Source organism: Deferrisoma sp. (genome assembly GCF_054681715.1).
This window is the reverse complement of sequence record NZ_BAAHFQ010000089.1, coordinates 1-13,450: the sequence shown is the minus strand read 5'-3', so window position 1 is coordinate 13,450 and position 13,450 is coordinate 1. Positions and strand designations below refer to the sequence as shown.

The 13,450-nt window shown below is 73.6% G+C and carries 13 protein-coding genes; 2 read left to right on the top strand and 11 right to left on the bottom strand.

Going from position 1 to position 13,450, the window contains the following annotated elements; translation table 11 throughout:
- The coding region (locus ACY0I8_RS12115; RefSeq protein WP_461394962.1) for a BamA/TamA family outer membrane protein at positions 1-628 on the top strand (628 nt) is incomplete at its 5' end.
- Between the two features lie 43 nt (positions 629-671).
- On the opposite strand, the gene ACY0I8_RS12110 is transcribed toward ACY0I8_RS12115, so the two are convergent.
- Positions 672-1,553, bottom strand: a complete 882-nt coding sequence (locus ACY0I8_RS12110) for a helix-turn-helix domain-containing protein (protein ID WP_461394961.1) — start codon at positions 1,551-1,553, stop codon at positions 672-674.
- 183 nt (positions 1,554-1,736) lie between these two features.
- Here ACY0I8_RS12110 and ACY0I8_RS12105 point away from each other — a divergent pair, with 183 nt between their 5' ends.
- The gene (locus tag ACY0I8_RS12105) at positions 1,737-2,192 is read left to right on the top strand and encodes a cytochrome c3 family protein (protein WP_461394960.1); all 456 of its coding nucleotides are present in this window, start codon (positions 1,737-1,739) and stop codon (positions 2,190-2,192) included.
- A gap of 53 nt (positions 2,193-2,245) precedes the next feature.
- Here the strand turns inward: ACY0I8_RS12105 and ACY0I8_RS12100 are convergent, their stop codons facing one another.
- From ACY0I8_RS12100 to ACY0I8_RS12055, 10 genes are read right to left on the bottom strand one after another with little or no spacing between them, the layout of a single operon-like run.
- Entirely contained in the window at positions 2,246-3,571 is a 1,326-nt protein-coding gene (locus tag ACY0I8_RS12100; protein ID WP_461394959.1) for a histone deacetylase family protein, read from the bottom strand.
- A 13-nt stretch (positions 3,572-3,584) separates the two neighbouring features.
- Positions 3,585-5,243 (bottom strand): hydantoinase/oxoprolinase family protein, encoded by a 1,659-nt coding sequence (locus ACY0I8_RS12095; protein ID WP_461394958.1) that lies wholly within the window; start codon positions 5,241-5,243, stop codon positions 3,585-3,587.
- A complete protein-coding gene (locus tag ACY0I8_RS12090) occupies positions 5,240-6,361 on the bottom strand; it encodes a DUF362 domain-containing protein (protein ID WP_461394957.1) in 1,122 nt (373 codons plus the stop codon). Before ACY0I8_RS12090 ends, ACY0I8_RS12095 begins: the two co-directional genes overlap by 4 nt.
- A complete protein-coding gene (locus tag ACY0I8_RS12085) occupies positions 6,358-7,215 on the bottom strand; it encodes an aminotransferase class IV (protein ID WP_459942486.1) in 858 nt (285 codons plus the stop codon). Before ACY0I8_RS12085 ends, ACY0I8_RS12090 begins: the two co-directional genes overlap by 4 nt.
- On the bottom strand, positions 7,212-8,606 hold the full coding sequence (pabB, locus tag ACY0I8_RS12080) for an aminodeoxychorismate synthase component I (protein ID WP_461394956.1): 1,395 nt from the start codon (positions 8,604-8,606) through the stop codon (positions 7,212-7,214). The genes ACY0I8_RS12085 and pabB overlap by 4 nt, the downstream gene beginning before the upstream one ends.
- Before the next feature lie 22 nt (positions 8,607-8,628).
- On the bottom strand, positions 8,629-10,623 hold the full coding sequence (locus ACY0I8_RS12075; protein WP_461394955.1) for a penicillin-binding protein 1A: 1,995 nt from the start codon (positions 10,621-10,623) through the stop codon (positions 8,629-8,631).
- The gene (locus tag ACY0I8_RS12070; protein WP_459942483.1) at positions 10,620-11,603 is read right to left on the bottom strand and encodes a PhoH family protein; all 984 of its coding nucleotides are present in this window, start codon (positions 11,601-11,603) and stop codon (positions 10,620-10,622) included. Before ACY0I8_RS12070 ends, ACY0I8_RS12075 begins: the two co-directional genes overlap by 4 nt.
- The gene (locus ACY0I8_RS12065; protein WP_461394954.1) at positions 11,600-12,037 is read right to left on the bottom strand and encodes a secondary thiamine-phosphate synthase enzyme YjbQ; all 438 of its coding nucleotides are present in this window, start codon (positions 12,035-12,037) and stop codon (positions 11,600-11,602) included. The genes ACY0I8_RS12070 and ACY0I8_RS12065 overlap by 4 nt, the downstream gene beginning before the upstream one ends.
- Before the next feature lie 12 nt (positions 12,038-12,049).
- Positions 12,050-12,898, bottom strand: coding sequence for an HDOD domain-containing protein (locus ACY0I8_RS12060; protein WP_459942481.1), 849 nt, complete (start codon positions 12,896-12,898; stop codon positions 12,050-12,052).
- Positions 12,895-13,380 carry a chemotaxis protein CheD gene (locus tag ACY0I8_RS12055; protein ID WP_459942480.1) on the bottom strand — a complete coding sequence of 162 codons (486 nt, stop codon included), beginning with the start codon at positions 13,378-13,380 and terminating at the stop codon, positions 12,895-12,897. The genes ACY0I8_RS12060 and ACY0I8_RS12055 overlap by 4 nt, the downstream gene beginning before the upstream one ends.
- Between the last annotated feature and the right edge of the window lie 70 nt (positions 13,381-13,450).

The following is a 13,450-nucleotide window of genomic DNA, read 5'->3' as shown; positions in this document are numbered from 1 at the left end:
GGAGGCCGGGGACCCGACCACGAGTTATCTGCTTTCGTCCGTGGGGCCGTTCCTGGCCTGGGACTCCCGGGACGACCCCTTTAACCCCCGGTCGGGGTTCTACCACGAGGTCCAGGCCGAGTGGGCGCCCGCGTTCCTGGGGTCCGAGGCGGAGTTCGAGCGCTACACCGGCACCGTGAGCGGGTTTTGGAGCGCGGGCCGGTTCACCCTGGCCCTCCTGGCCCGCGGGGGGCTGGCCCTCACGCTGGGCCGCACCGCCGAGCTCCCGGTGAACAAGCGCTTCTTCCTCGGGGGTCGGGGCAGCGTGCGGGGGTTCGAGCGCGACGCCATCGGCCCGCGCTCCAGCGACGGCACGCCCCTGGGCGGCGACCTCATGGCGAACCTCCGGGCCGAGGTGCGCTACCGCTGGCGGAAGGGGTTCGGGTTCGCCCTGTTCTGGGACGCGGGGAACGTCTGGAACCGGGCGGTGGAGCCCGCCGACTTCGGGGACCTGCGGCAGGGGGCCGGGGCGGGGATCCGTTACGAAACCCCGGTGGGGCCCCTGGCCCTGGACCTGGGGATGAACCTCGACCCGCGCGACGGCGAGCCCCGCACGGTGTGGCATTTCACCGTGGGCAACGTGTTCTGAGGACGGGACCGGGCCGGAGGGGTACCGGACCTCCTTCGGGTCCTCAGCGGTTCGCGGGTTCCGGGGTCACGAAGGTCCTCCGGTCCGGATCCCAGTCGTACTCCGGCGCCCCCCAGAGCGCCCGGAGGTCCTCGGCCGAGAGTCCCAGCCCCTCCACGGCGTCGAGCCGCTCCAGGGCCGAGAGGACCTCGGCGTCGGAGACGGCAAAGTCCGCGTCCAGGTCGGCCCAGTGGACGTACTCGAGATCGATCCGGCCCTCGCCCCGGATCGGCCGGGGCGAGGACCGGCGGCCGGCCACGACCGTGCCCTCGAACCGGTGGGCGCTGCCCTCGGGGCCCGGGGGCGCCCTCACCACGTACCCGATCCGGGCGTGGCCGTCGGGAACCGAGAGGATCCACCGGACGACCCCGTCGGCCGTGGGGCCCTGGCTCGGGGCCGGTACGGACCCCTCGAAGATCCACCCCGGGGGAAGCCGTTCGCGCACGACGACCCGCGACGCCTCGGTTTCGACGTCGATCAGAACCGGGATCCGGGAACCCGGAGGGCAGTAGGGGGAAAGGTCCCGTCGGGCCCGGACCGCGCCGTTCGCGCCCCAGACCCACCAGCCCAAGGTCAAGAGCACCACCGCCCCGGCGGCGAGCGCCCCCCAGACGCCCGGGCGGCGCCGGGGGGAAGGAGGGGGTTCCGGGCCGGCTTCCCCCCCGTCGGGGAGGATCTCGGCGAGGTCCACCTCCAGGGCGGCGGCCAGGCTCTCGGCGTTTTCGCGCCGCACCGAGGCCGTGCGGTTGTTTTCCCACCGGCTCACGGTGTCGACGCTGACCCCCACCACCTCGGCCACATAGAGCTGGGTGAGACCCTTGGCCTCCCGGATGCGGCGGACCTTGTCGCCGTCGAGGCGCAGGGTGGGGGGTGCGGGCCGGCTCACGGCGGCCCCCCCGGGCGGCCGCCGTCGGCCCGACGTCGGGTCGCGCCGACCCGACATCGGGCCGCATGGGGCCCGATGTGGATGGCGAAACGCCTCCGGGGGCCGTATAGAGGGGGTGTGGCCGCGGCCGAAGGCGCCACGCCGCGGTCCCGAACCCCCCCATCTCCCACAGGAGGAACGATCATGAAAACGCGCATCACCGTTCTGGCTCTCTTCGCCACCGTATGCCTCGCCGGTTCCCCGGCCCCCGCGGCCGACCCGGCGGCGGTGCCCGAAACCCTGGACCTCAACGTGCAGGTCAAGCACCCCGACGCCCCGGGCCTGCCCAAGGACGTGAAGGCCGTGCCCGGGTTCTCCCACCGGCGGCATGCCGAGGAGTACCTAAAGGGCAAGCAGGCCTTCTCCCGGTTCCCGTACGAGGACGACTTCACCTGCGCCGCCTGTCACCACACCGCCAAGACGCCCGAGGAGGCCGGGTCGTGCCTGTCGTGCAAGACCGCCGACCAGATGTTCGAGGCGGCCGGGGGCCCGGGCAAGGTCAAGGACCTCTTCCACGACCTGTGTCGGTCCTGCCACAAGGCCGTGATCAAGGCCAAGGCCGCCGAGGCCCCCACGAAGTGCTCGGCCTGCCACAAGTAGGCCGCGGAGCGCTCCCCCCGGGGCGCCAGCCGCCCCGGGGGGCTCCCCGGGCCTCAGCCCTCCCGGCGCTTTCTCTCGATGCGGTCGTGGGGCCGGTCGTGGAGTTCCACCAGGAGATACTCGTCGGTGGAGGCTCGGTGGAAGGCGTCCTCGGCCTCGGCCCGGCACGCGGGGCAGGCCCGCCGGGGGATCTCGACCCGCAGGGCCTTCTCGGCCGGCCGCTCCCAGCTTTCGAGAACCACGGCCCCGGCGCAGTCGTCGCACACCCGGACCCGCTCGCGCTGCTGCTCCCGGATGCCGGCCCCGTCGTAGAAGACGCTTCGGGACTCCTCGAGGTGGGTCCGGCCCCGCACGGCCTGGGCCCTGAGCTCGTCTCGGCGCCGGAACTTCTCGAGCAGGAGCTCGGCGAGCCGCTCCACGTACTGCCGGGCCCGTTCCCCCATGCGCAGGAGGCCGGGTTGGTAGTCGGGCTCCACCACGGCGCTGGTGTCGAGGCCGGCCATGGCCAGGAGGATCCCGGTGTTCACGTAGGGCAGGGCGCTTTGCACCGAGTAGCCCCCCTCGAGCACGGCCACGTGGGCCCGCAGCCGCCGGGTCAGGGTGGCGTACCCCTGGGCCGTGATGGCCATGTCGGTGATCGGGTCGGTGAAGTGGTTGTCCTGGCCGGCCGAGTTCACGATGAGGTCGGGCTTCCACTCCTCCAGGATCGGGAGCACCAGGTGGTCGATCACGTGCAGGAGCCCGTCGTCGGTGGTGCCGGGGGGCAGGGGCACGTTGATCGTGGTGCCGAAGGCGTTGGGCCCCCCGAACTCGTCGGGGAACCCGGAGCCCGGGTAGAGGGTCCGGCCGTCCTGGTGAAGGGAGATGAACAGGGTGTCCGGGTCGTTCCAGTAGATGTCCTGGGTGCCGTCGCCGTGGTGGCAATCGGTGTCGACGATCGCCACCCGCAGGTCCCCGTACCTGCGGCGCAGGTGCTCGATCATCACGGCCTCGATGTTCACGATGCAAAACCCCCTGAGGCCGTGGACCACCCGGCGGGCGTGGTGGCCCGGGGGCCGCACCAGGGCGAAGGCCCGCTCCACCTCGCCCTCCATCACCCGGGTGGCGGCCTCGATGGCGCCCCCCGCGGACACCAGGTGGGACGGGCTCACGTGCCGCCGGAGGTCCGGCACCCCGGTGTGGACCCGCTCCATGTCGGCGAGTTCGGCGACCCGGGGCGGGTACTCCACGATGCCCTCGATGTCGAAGATCCCCTCCTCGAACAGCTGGTCCCGGGTGTAGAGGAGCCGCTCCTCCCGCTCGGGGTGGGTGGGGTCGATGGCCCAGTCGAAGGCCGGGAAGAACACGACGCCCGTTTTCTGGGGGGCCTGGAGCCGCATGGGGTTTCCTCCTCTACTCGACCCGGAACAGGATGCCGGGCCGGATCTGGGCCCGGAGCCGGTGGATCCGGCCGACGGTGGTGAAGCCCTCGATCACGTTGAAGCTCTCCACGTCGGTCACGTCCACGGCCGCCGCGGGGTCGAGTTCGCCCCGCGCCCGGGCCGCGGCGAGCAGGGTTTCGGTGGCCCGGGCCTGGAGGTCGGCCATGGTGAACCCGGCCGGGATCGGCTCGTACACGCCGGCCTCGGGCAGCGAGAGGTACCGCCGGGCCGTGTCGGCGATGGCGTGGACCTCGGCGTTCACCCGGGCCACGGCCGCGCCCACGGCGTTCGCCACGTCGAAGTGGTTGGGCACCGTCACGGGAAGATCGAGGGCCTCCTCCACGTAGGGGGCGAGGGCCCGGGCCGGCCCGCCCACGGCCAGAACCCGGTGGGGCCGCACCCGGTGCCCCTCGAGGAGCTCGTGGAGGGTGTACACGGGCCGGGCGTTCACCTCTTCGAGCATCCGCTCCACGGCCCCGGCGATCTCCCCTCCCCAGGCGCGCAGGATCCTCCGGGCCGCCCCCTCGGACGAGGTGCCCAGGGCTTGGGCGATGGGGGCCAGGGCCTCGAGGGCGCGGCCGCGGTTTCCCACGGCCCGGCCCAGGACCACCAGGGCGTCGGTGGGGGTGGGGTGGGTCCCCCCGAGGGCCGCGGGCGGGCCGAACCGGCGCGGCCCGATCCGGATGCGTCCGTCCTCGACCCGGACCCAGCTGTCGCCCCCGGCCGGGGCCGAACGGGTGAACAGGGCCCGGATCTGGGTGCGGTAGGGGCCGATGGTGGCCCCGTGGGGCTCCAGGAGGGGGGATCCGGCCGTAAAAAGGCACAGGTCCGTGGTGGTGCCCCCCACGTCCAGGCCGACGGTGTCGGCCTCCACCGCGTCCAGGGCCAGGGCCCCCAGGGCGCTCGCGGCCGGGCCGGAAAGGGCGGTTTCGGCCGGGTTCGCGAGGGTCCGGGCCACGTGGGTTCCTCCGTCGGCCCGCAGGAGGTAGAGGGGGGCTAGCACGCTGAACCGGCGCAGGGCGTCGGTCATGGAGGCCACGAAGGTGCGGTGAAGCCGCCAGGCCCCCGCCGCCAGGTACGCCGTGGCGATCCGGCGGGGGAAGTTCAGGGTGCCGGCCACCTGGTGCCCGAGGGCCACGAACTCGAACCGGTCACCCGCGAGCTCGGCGAGCCGGCGCTCGTGGGAGGGGTTGCGGGTGGAGAACTTCCCGGCCACCGCGAGCACCCGGATGCCCGCCCGGGCGAACTCCTCGAGGCAGTGCTGGGCTTCGGCCTCCCCCAGGGGCACGATCTCCCGGCCCCGGTGGTCGATGGCCCCGGGCACCACCCGGAACCGGTCGTCCAGGGCCAGAAGCCGCGGCGAGATGCCCGGCCCGGCCGTGATCAGGGTGCCGGTGGGCTCGAGGTCGCCTTGGGCCACGGCGTTCGTCACGAGGGTGGTGCTCAGCACCACCCGGCGGACCGATCGGGGGTTGATGCCGTCCAGAAGGGCCTCCAGGGCGTCCAGGGTGCACTCCCGCAGGTCCGCGTGGGTCGGGACCTTGACCTTGTGCACCACCCGCCCTTCCTCCACGGCCACCCCGTCGGTGTGCGTGCCCCCCACGTCGATCCCCACGAAGACGCCCCTCATCGCGACTCCCTCCTCCCCAGTTCCCGAACCAGCGAACGAAGTCCCCGGCGGGGCACCCTGGCGGCCCCCTCGGGGCAGAGTTCCTGACAACAGTAGCACCGAATGCACTGCCGCGGCGAGAACGCCGGGGGGCGCCCGGGCCGCAGGGCCTGGGCCGGGCAGCTCTCGACGCACACCCCGCAGCCCGTGCACGAGCCGGGATCGAACGTGGGAAGGGGCGCGGCCGCGGCCCGGATCAGATGGCGCAGGGGCCGGGGGAGGGGCCAGTCGCAGGGGCTTCCGGGTGCCGGCCGGAACCGCAGGGGCCGGGCGGGGTCCCCCACCACCTCGATCCGGGCCGGGTCGACCCGGCCGGTCCGGAGGCCCACGGCCACGGTGGGCACCTCGTCGGGCCGGAACCCCGAGAGCCGGGTCGCGACCCAGTCGAGGGCCGGGGCGTCGGCCGAGGCCAGGAGAAGGTTTCGGCCGACGGGCGTTCCCCGGCCGGGCCCGGGCCCCTCCATGGCCACGATGCCGTCGAGCACGGTGAGGGCCGGCCCCACGGCGTGCTCCACGTCGAGGAGGTGCTGGGCGAAGGTGTCGGCGGACTTTCCGGCCCGGAAGTGGAGCCGCACCTTGCGCCGGCCGGGCACGCAGCCGAAGAGGTTCTTCACCCCCAGGGTGAGCCCCATCATGGTGTGGGTCTTCCACTTGGCGAGGTTCCACACCCGGTCGGCCTCGAGGGCCGCGGACGCGATCGCAAGCTCCCGGTACACCCGGCCCCGGGCGGCCGCCACCGGGCCCTCGCCCAGGTCCACCACCGGCACCCCGTGGCGGCGGCAGACCTCGGCCACCCCGGAGACCTCGGCGACCCGCCGGGCCGACCCGAACCCCGGGGAATCGCCCACCACGGGCCGGGCCCCCAGGTCCCGGAGGATCCCCAGGGCCGCGTCCACCACGGCCGGGTGGGTCGTGACGGCGACATCGGGCCGCCGGGCCGCGAGCAGGTTGGGCTTGACGAGCACGGCGTCGCCCCGGGCCGCGAAGGCCTCCGGACCTCCCAGGAGGGCGAGCGCCCGCTCGAGCGCGCCGCGGGCCGATGCGTAGTCCGGGGCCGAGACCACCGCGACCCGGGTCACCGGCCTTCCCCCTCGAGCCGGACGGCCTCGGCGTAGGCCTCCTGGAGCCGGCGCGTCACGGGGCCCGGCCGACCGGACCCGATCGGCCGGCCGTCCAGGGCCAGCACGGGGGCGATCTCCACCACGGAGTTCGTGAGAAACGCCTCCTCGGCCCCGGCCAGGTGGTCGGGTTCGTAGAACCCCTCGCGCACCCCGAGGCCGAGGGCGGCGGCCCGTTCCCGCACCACCTTCGCCGCCACCCCGGGCAGGCAACCGGTGTCGGGGTGGGGGGTGTGGAGCGTTCGGTCCCGGACCCAGAAGAGGTTCGAGGTGGCGCCCTCGGCCACGTGGCCCTCGGTCGTCAGGAGGACCGGTTCGGCGCCCTCGGGCACCTGCCCGAGGGCCCAGACGCTTCCCAGGTAGGCCAGGGTCTTGTGCCCCTGGAGGGCCAACCCCCGCGCCCGGAGGGGCTGGGACACGGTGCGGGCCTCCACTCCCTCGGCCCGGCGGCGGGGCAGGTCGGGGGGCAGGGGCCGCAGGGTGGCGAGAAACGTGGGGTTCGGGGCGGGGCCCGGCCGGGGCCCGGCCGGGAGCGTGCCCCGGGTCAAGGTGAACCGCACGGCCGCGTCGGCCGCGCCGTTCGCCCGGACGAGGGCCTCGATGGCCGGGTTCGGGTCCGGCGGATCCGGAAGCCCCAGGAACCGGCTCGAGGCCCTGAGCCGGTCCCAGTGGTCCGCGAGCCGAAACGCCCGGCCGCCGTAAACGCGAAGGGTCTCGAACAGGCCGTCGGCGTAGAGGAGTCCGCGGTCGGCCCCGGAAACCACCGCCGCCGCCTCGTGCACCAGCCGGCCGTTGAGCCAGGCCCAGCGGGTCATTCCCCCTCCCACACCCGGCCGGCCCCCGTGAGGACCTTCAGGAAGCTCTGGGCCTTGGTCACGGTCTCTTCGTACTCGGCCTCCGGGTCCGAGTCGGCCACGATGCCGCCCCCCACCTGGAAGTGGATCCGGTCCCCCCGGACCACGGCCGTGCGGATCGCGATGTTGAGGTCCACCCGGCCGGAGAAGTCGATGTACCCGATCGAACCGCAGTAGACCCCCCGGGCCGTGGGCTCCAATTCGTCGATGATCTCCATGGCGCGCACCTTGGGCGCGCCGGTGATGGACCCGCCGGGGAAGGAGTTGCGGATGCAGTCCACCACGTCCCGCGACGGGTGCACCCGGCCGGCCACGGTGGACACCAGGTGGTGCACGTTGGCGTAGGACTCGATCACCAGGAACTCGGGCACGTGCACGGACCGGTAGGCGCACACCCGGCCCAGGTCGTTTCGCTCGAGGTCCACGATCATGACGTGCTCGGCCCGGTCCTTTTCGCTGGCGGCGAGCCGGCGGGCGAGGTCCCGGTCCTCCTCCGGGGTTCGGCCTCGAGGAACGGTGCCCTTGATGGGGCGGGTCTCGATGTGGTCCCCGTCGATGAGGAGGTAGCGCTCGGGGGAGTTGCTGAGCACCGCGAACCCGTCGGGAAACAGGCACGCCCCAAAGGGGGCCGGGCTCGTGGTGCGTAGGCTCCGGTAGAACCCCACCGGGTCTCCGGCGAACGGGGCGCTGAACCGCTGGGAGAGGTTGGCCTGGTAGATGTCGCCGGCCGCGATGTACTCCTTGGCGCGCAGGATCGCCCGGCAGTACCCCTCGCGGGTGAAGTTGCTCTCGAGCGCCCCGGGGTCCAGGGGTGGCGGGGCTGCGGGGGGAGGGGCGCCGGCCCGGAGCAGCTCGGCCCACCGGTCGAGGGCCTCCGCCCGGTCTCCCGGGGCCCCCGAGAGGGCCAGGTGGGCCTCCCCCGTGACCGGGTCGAAGGCGGCCACGGCGTCGTACCACCCGAAAAACAGATCGGGCATCCCGAGGTCGTCCCGGGTGGTGGGCCGGATCGCCTCGATCTGGGTGAAGAGGTCGTAGGCCAGGTACCCGATGGCCCCGCCGGGTGCCAGGGGGAAGGGCCCGGCCGGCCGCCGGAACTCCCGGAGCAGGGCCCGGAGGAGCTCGAAGGGGTTCCCGCGCCAGGACTCGGTGCGGCCCTGCCGGAGCCAGTGAAGCTCTGCGGACCGGCCCTTCCCGTGGACCACCAGGAAAGGATCCGTCGCCACGAACGACCGCCGGCCCAGGGGGCCGGGGAGGCCGCTGTCGAGAAACGCCGGGTAGGGCCCCCGCGCCACGGCGTAGAAGGCCCGGTCGGCGGGGCAGGGCAGGGGAAGCGGTACGAGTTGGATGTCCATGGGAAGTCGCGGACCCGGTGCGTCAGGGGGAACGGGAGGCCAGGTTCACCCGGTCGAGAAGCCGGGGCCAGCGCAGGCGGTCGTGGTCGCAGGGCCGGCTGGGCTCGGTGCCCCGCGCGAAGGCGGCCAGGGCCTTGTCCCGGCAGTCCGGGCCGGCCCGAAGGCCGGTTCGCACATCGATCTCCACGAACGACACGCCCGGGGGCACGGGCCACGGGGGCGGGGTTTCGGCGCCGGCCGAGGCCCCCATCACGGCGGTCCACACGGGCAGGGCCGCCCGGGCCCCGGTCTCCCCCCGGCCCAGGGGGGTGTTGTCGTCGCACCCCACCCACACGGCCGCGGCGAGCCGGCTCGAAAACCCGATGAACCAGGCATCCCGCTGGTCGTCGGTGGTGCCGGTCTTCCCGGCCACCGGAAACGGGAGCCCCCGCGCCGCCCGGCCGGTGCCGTCCTGGACGACGGCCCGGAGCATGTCGGTCATGCAGTAGGCGACGACCGGATCGAGCACCCGGCGGGCCGGGGCGGGCGCCGGCCAGAGGTTCCGGCCGTCGGGGCCGTGCACGGCCTGGATCCACCGGGGCTCGGGGAGAACGCCCCCGGTGGCCGCGGCCGCGTAGGCCCGGGCGAGTTCCAGGGGGGAGGCGGCCCCGACCCCTAGGGCCTCGGCGAGTCCCTGGCCGAAGGGCCCCTTGAGCCCGAGCCGCCGGGCCAGGTCCTCCACCGGTTGCCGGCCGATCCGGTCGAGAAGCCGCACGGCCGGGAGGTTTCGGCTCCGGGCCAGGGCGAGCCGTAGGGTCATCTCCCCCTCGAACCGGCCGTCGTAGTTCATGGGCCGCCAGGGTTTGCGCGGATGGGAGCCCGGGAACTCCCCGGGGGCGTCGAGAAGGGTGTCGGCCTGGGTGAACCCCCGCTCCAGGGCCGCCAGATACACGAAGAACTTAAACGCCGACCCGGGCTGGCGCCGGGCCTGCACGGCCCGGTCGAAGGGGCTCTCGTCCCACGACCGGCCGCCCACGTGGGCCCGGACGGCGCCGGTGCGAAGGTCGAGCACCACCACCGCGCCCTGGGCCGGGGTTTTCCGCCCGGGGTGCCGGGCGTCCACGGCCCGAAGCCCCTCGGCCAGGGCCGCCTCGGCGGCCTCCTGGAGGGACGGGTCGAGGGTGGTGTACACCCGCAGGCCCCCCTGGTACACGGGATCGAGCCCCAGGGTCTCCACGAGCTCGCGCCGGACCCGCTCCACGAAATAGGGGGCCCGCACGGGGCGCTGGGGCGGCCGGGAGGGAAGGGGCGCCTCGGCCGCCCGGGCCGCCTCCTCCGGGTCGGCCCAGCCCAGGTCGGCCATGCGCCGGAGCACCAGGTTTCGCCGGGCGCGGGCCTTCTCCGGGTTCCGGAAGGGGTCGTAGCGGGCCGGGGCCTTGGGGAGGGCCGCCAGGAGCGCCGCGTCGGCCAGGGTGAGCTCCGACGGGGTCTTGCCGAAATAGGCCCGGGCGGCCGCGCCCACGCCGTAGGCGCCGTTCCCCAGGTAGATCTGGTTCAGGTAGAACTCCAGGATCTCCCGCTTCGTGTACCGTCGCTCGATCTCAAGCGCCAGCAGGGCCTCCCGGAGCTTGCGCCGGAGGGTGCGCTCGGGGGTCAGAAAAAGCACCTTGGCGAGCTGCTGGGTGATGGTGGAGCCGCCCTCCACCACCCGGCCCTCCAGGACGTCCACGGCCAGGGCCTTGAGGATCCGGCCCACATTGAGCCCGAAATGCTCGAAGAACCGGTGGTCCTCGATGGCCAGAAAGGCCCGGACCGCGTGGGGGGGGAGGTCGTCGAGGGTCACCGGGATCCGGGTCTCCACGCTGAACTCCGCCAGGAGCGACCCGTCGGCCGCGTACACCCGGGTGGCCGCGGGCGGCCGAAACGCCTCGAGCCGGGACACCTGGGGGAGTCCCTGGGCCAGCACCACGAGGGCGGCGGCGGCGAAGCCGAGGGCCGCGGCCGCCGGAACCGCCAGCACGGCGAGGATCCGCCTCACTGCTCGGTCTCCGCCTTTCGGGCGCGGTCGCGGGCCTCGTAGGCCTCGATGATCTCCTGGACCAGGGGGTGGCGCACCACGTCGTCCCGGGTGAACCGGCAGAACCGGATGCCCGGGATCCCGCTCAGGAGCGTCTCGGCCTCCACCAGGCCCGATACCGTTCCCGGCGGAAGGTCCACCTGGGTCACGTCGCCGGTGATCACGGCCTTGCTGTCGAACCCGAGGCGGGTGAGGAACATCCGCATCTGCTCCGAGGTGGTGTTCTGGGCCTCGTCCAGGATGACGAAGGAGTCGTTCAGGGTGCGGCCCCGCATGAACGCCAGGGGGGCCACCTCGATCACACCCCGTTCGATGAGCTGGGCGGCCCGGTCGAAATCCATCATGTCGTGCAGGGCGTCGTAGAGGGGCCGAAGGTACGGGTTCACCTTCTCGTAGAGGGTGCCGGGCAAAAACCCCAGCCGCTCCCCGGCCTCCACCGCCGGGCGGGTGAGGATGATCCGCTTCACCAGGCGCTTGGCGTGGGCCGAGATGGCCATGGCCATGGCGAGGTACGTCTTGCCGGTGCCGGCCGGCCCGATGCCGAACACGATGTCGTGGGACCGGATGGCCTCGATGTACTCCTTCTGGGCCAGGCTCTTGGGGCTGATGACCCGGCGGTCGGCCGCGATGTAGACGGCGTCGAGGAAGATGTCCTTCAGCCGGGCCCGGCGGTTCGCCCGAAGCACCCGCACGGCGTGATCGATGTCGGCCCGGTAGAGGGGGTACCCCTCCTTCACGAGCTCGTAGAGTTGCTCGAGCACGGCGGCCGCCAGCGCCGCCGCGTCCGGCTCCCCCCGGACGAGGATCACGTTGCCCCGGCACGACACCGTCACGTCCCGGATCACGTGGGCGAGCTCCTTGAGATGGGCCTCCCGTTCGCCCACCAGGGCCGCCAGGTGGCGGGGGTCGTCGAGCTCCACTCGTTCGACCGCCTCGGTCATGGGCCTCCTCCCGCCGGCGTCCCGATCACCTGCACCTCCACGCGCCGGGTCCGGGGGCGGTTGTCGAAATCGCACAGGACGAACTGCTGCCAGGTGCCCCGCACCACCCGGCCGCCCCGCACCAAAAACGAGAGGTCCGGCCCCAGGAGGGCGGCGCGCACGTGGGCGTACCCGTTCCCGTCCCCCCAGGCCCGGTCGTGGTGGTAGGGGACGCCCGCGGGGGCGAGCCGCTCCAGGAGTTCGGCCAGGTCCCGGACCACCCCGGGCTCGAACTCGATCGTGGTGAGCCCGGCCGTGGAGCCGGGAACAAAGCAGGTCCCGAGGCCGTCGGCCACCCCCCAGGAGCCCACGAGGCGCTCCAGGTCGGGGGTGAGGTCCAGGGTGTGCCCGGTGCCCCGGGTCTCGACGGTGAGCGTACCGTTCCAGACGCGCATGACCCCCCGTCCTCAGGAGAGGGTGAAGAGGTCCTCGGCCGCCCGCACCCGGTCGTGGAGCTCGGCCAGGACCTCCTCGGCGTCCCGGGGCGTAGTGATGCGGGCGAGCGCGAGGCTCGGCTCGTCGAGCGGATAGGCGAGCCCGTCGGCCCCCAGGCCCTGGCCCAGGGCCATGGTGAAGGCGTCGGCCAAGTGGGAGAGCTGGGCGAGCGCCGGGTCCACCGTGGCCCGGGCCGGGTCGTGGTGGCAGCGCACCGATTCCACCAGGGCCTCCGGGAACCCCCAGCGCTCCAGGAGCCGGGCGCCCACCTCGGGGTGCGGTAGCCCCACCACCCGGGCCTCGGCCTCCTGCCAGCCCATCCCCTCGTCGTCCACGAGTCTTCGGATCTCGGCGACCGCCGGCGCCACGAACTCGGCGAGAACGATCTTCCCGATGTCCTGGAGGAGTCCGGCGGTGTAGGCCGTGCCCGGGGAAGGGTACCGGGCCCGCTCGGCCAGGAGCTCGGCCGCAAGCGCCGCCGTGACCGAGCTGCGCCAAAGCTCGCCGGCGGCCAGGGCGTACCCGTCCTGGGCCGGGGTGAGGTAGCGGCTCGCGAGCACCGTGAGCGCAATCTGCACGATCTTCCGGAGTCCCAAGAGGCTCGTGGCCTGCCGGACCGAGGTCACCCGGGTCCGGAGCCCGTAGATCGGGGCGTTGCAGGCCCGGAGCACGTTGGCCGTCATGGCCGGGTCCCGCTCGATCCACTCGGCCACCCGGGCCAGGTCCACATCGGGGTCCTGGGCGGCGTTCAGAAGGCGCACCGCCACGGCCGGCATGGGCGGGAGGGTGTCGAGCCGGCTCAGGATGGTCTCGATCGTCACAGCACTTCCTCCCCCACGCCGAGCAGCCGCACCTTCACCCTCCCGTCCGAAAGCCACAGTTCCATGGACCGGCCCACGGTGCCCCCCAGGCTCGTTCCGAGCACGGGAATCCGTTCGAGGCGGCACAGGCCGAGCAGGGCCTCGGCGTTTCGGCGTCCGATGTCGAAGATCGCGGTCTGCCCGAGCATGTTGGCTCCACCGGCGAGCTTGGCCACGAGGTCCTGGCGGCGGCCCCCCGCGGCCTCCACCGCCCGCAGGAGCTCGTAGAACCCGCTGTCGGCGTACATGAACGGGTTGAACTCCCGGGCCGAGGACCGGAACCGGGAGTCGGGCAGCATGACGTGCAGAAGCCCCCCCACCCGCCGAACGCGGTCGTAGAGGGCGAGCCCCACGCAGGACCCGAGGGCGTAAGTGACCACCGAGTCCGTCGGGTCCGCGCTGACCTTGGCGTCCGATATGCCCACCACGAGCGTTTCCGCCATGGAGCCTCCCTGGGGTGAAGGGGGAGAATACCAGACGGCCGCCGAAAAGCGAAAGACGCGCGGGCCGCGG

Coding starts and splice junctions, on each gene's coding strand:
- ACY0I8_RS12105 (WP_461394960.1), top strand. CDS start 1,737: ATGAAAACGCGCATCACCGTTCTGGCTCTCTTCGCCACCGTATGCCTC.
- ACY0I8_RS12100 (WP_461394959.1), bottom strand. CDS start 3,571: ATGCGGCTCCAGGCCCCCCAGAAAACGGGCGTCGTGTTCTTCCCGGCC.
- ACY0I8_RS12095 (WP_461394958.1), bottom strand. CDS start 5,243: ATGAGGGGCGTCTTCGTGGGGATCGACGTGGGGGGCACGCACACCGAC.
- ACY0I8_RS12085 (WP_459942486.1), bottom strand. CDS start 7,215: ATGACCCGCTGGGCCTGGCTCAACGGCCGGCTGGTGCACGAGGCGGCG.
- pabB (WP_461394956.1), bottom strand. CDS start 8,606: ATGGACATCCAACTCGTACCGCTTCCCCTGCCCTGCCCCGCCGACCGG.
- ACY0I8_RS12070 (WP_459942483.1), bottom strand. CDS start 11,603: ATGACCGAGGCGGTCGAACGAGTGGAGCTCGACGACCCCCGCCACCTG.
- ACY0I8_RS12065 (WP_461394954.1), bottom strand. CDS start 12,037: ATGCGCGTCTGGAACGGTACGCTCACCGTCGAGACCCGGGGCACCGGG.
- ACY0I8_RS12055 (WP_459942480.1), bottom strand. CDS start 13,380: ATGGCGGAAACGCTCGTGGTGGGCATATCGGACGCCAAGGTCAGCGCG.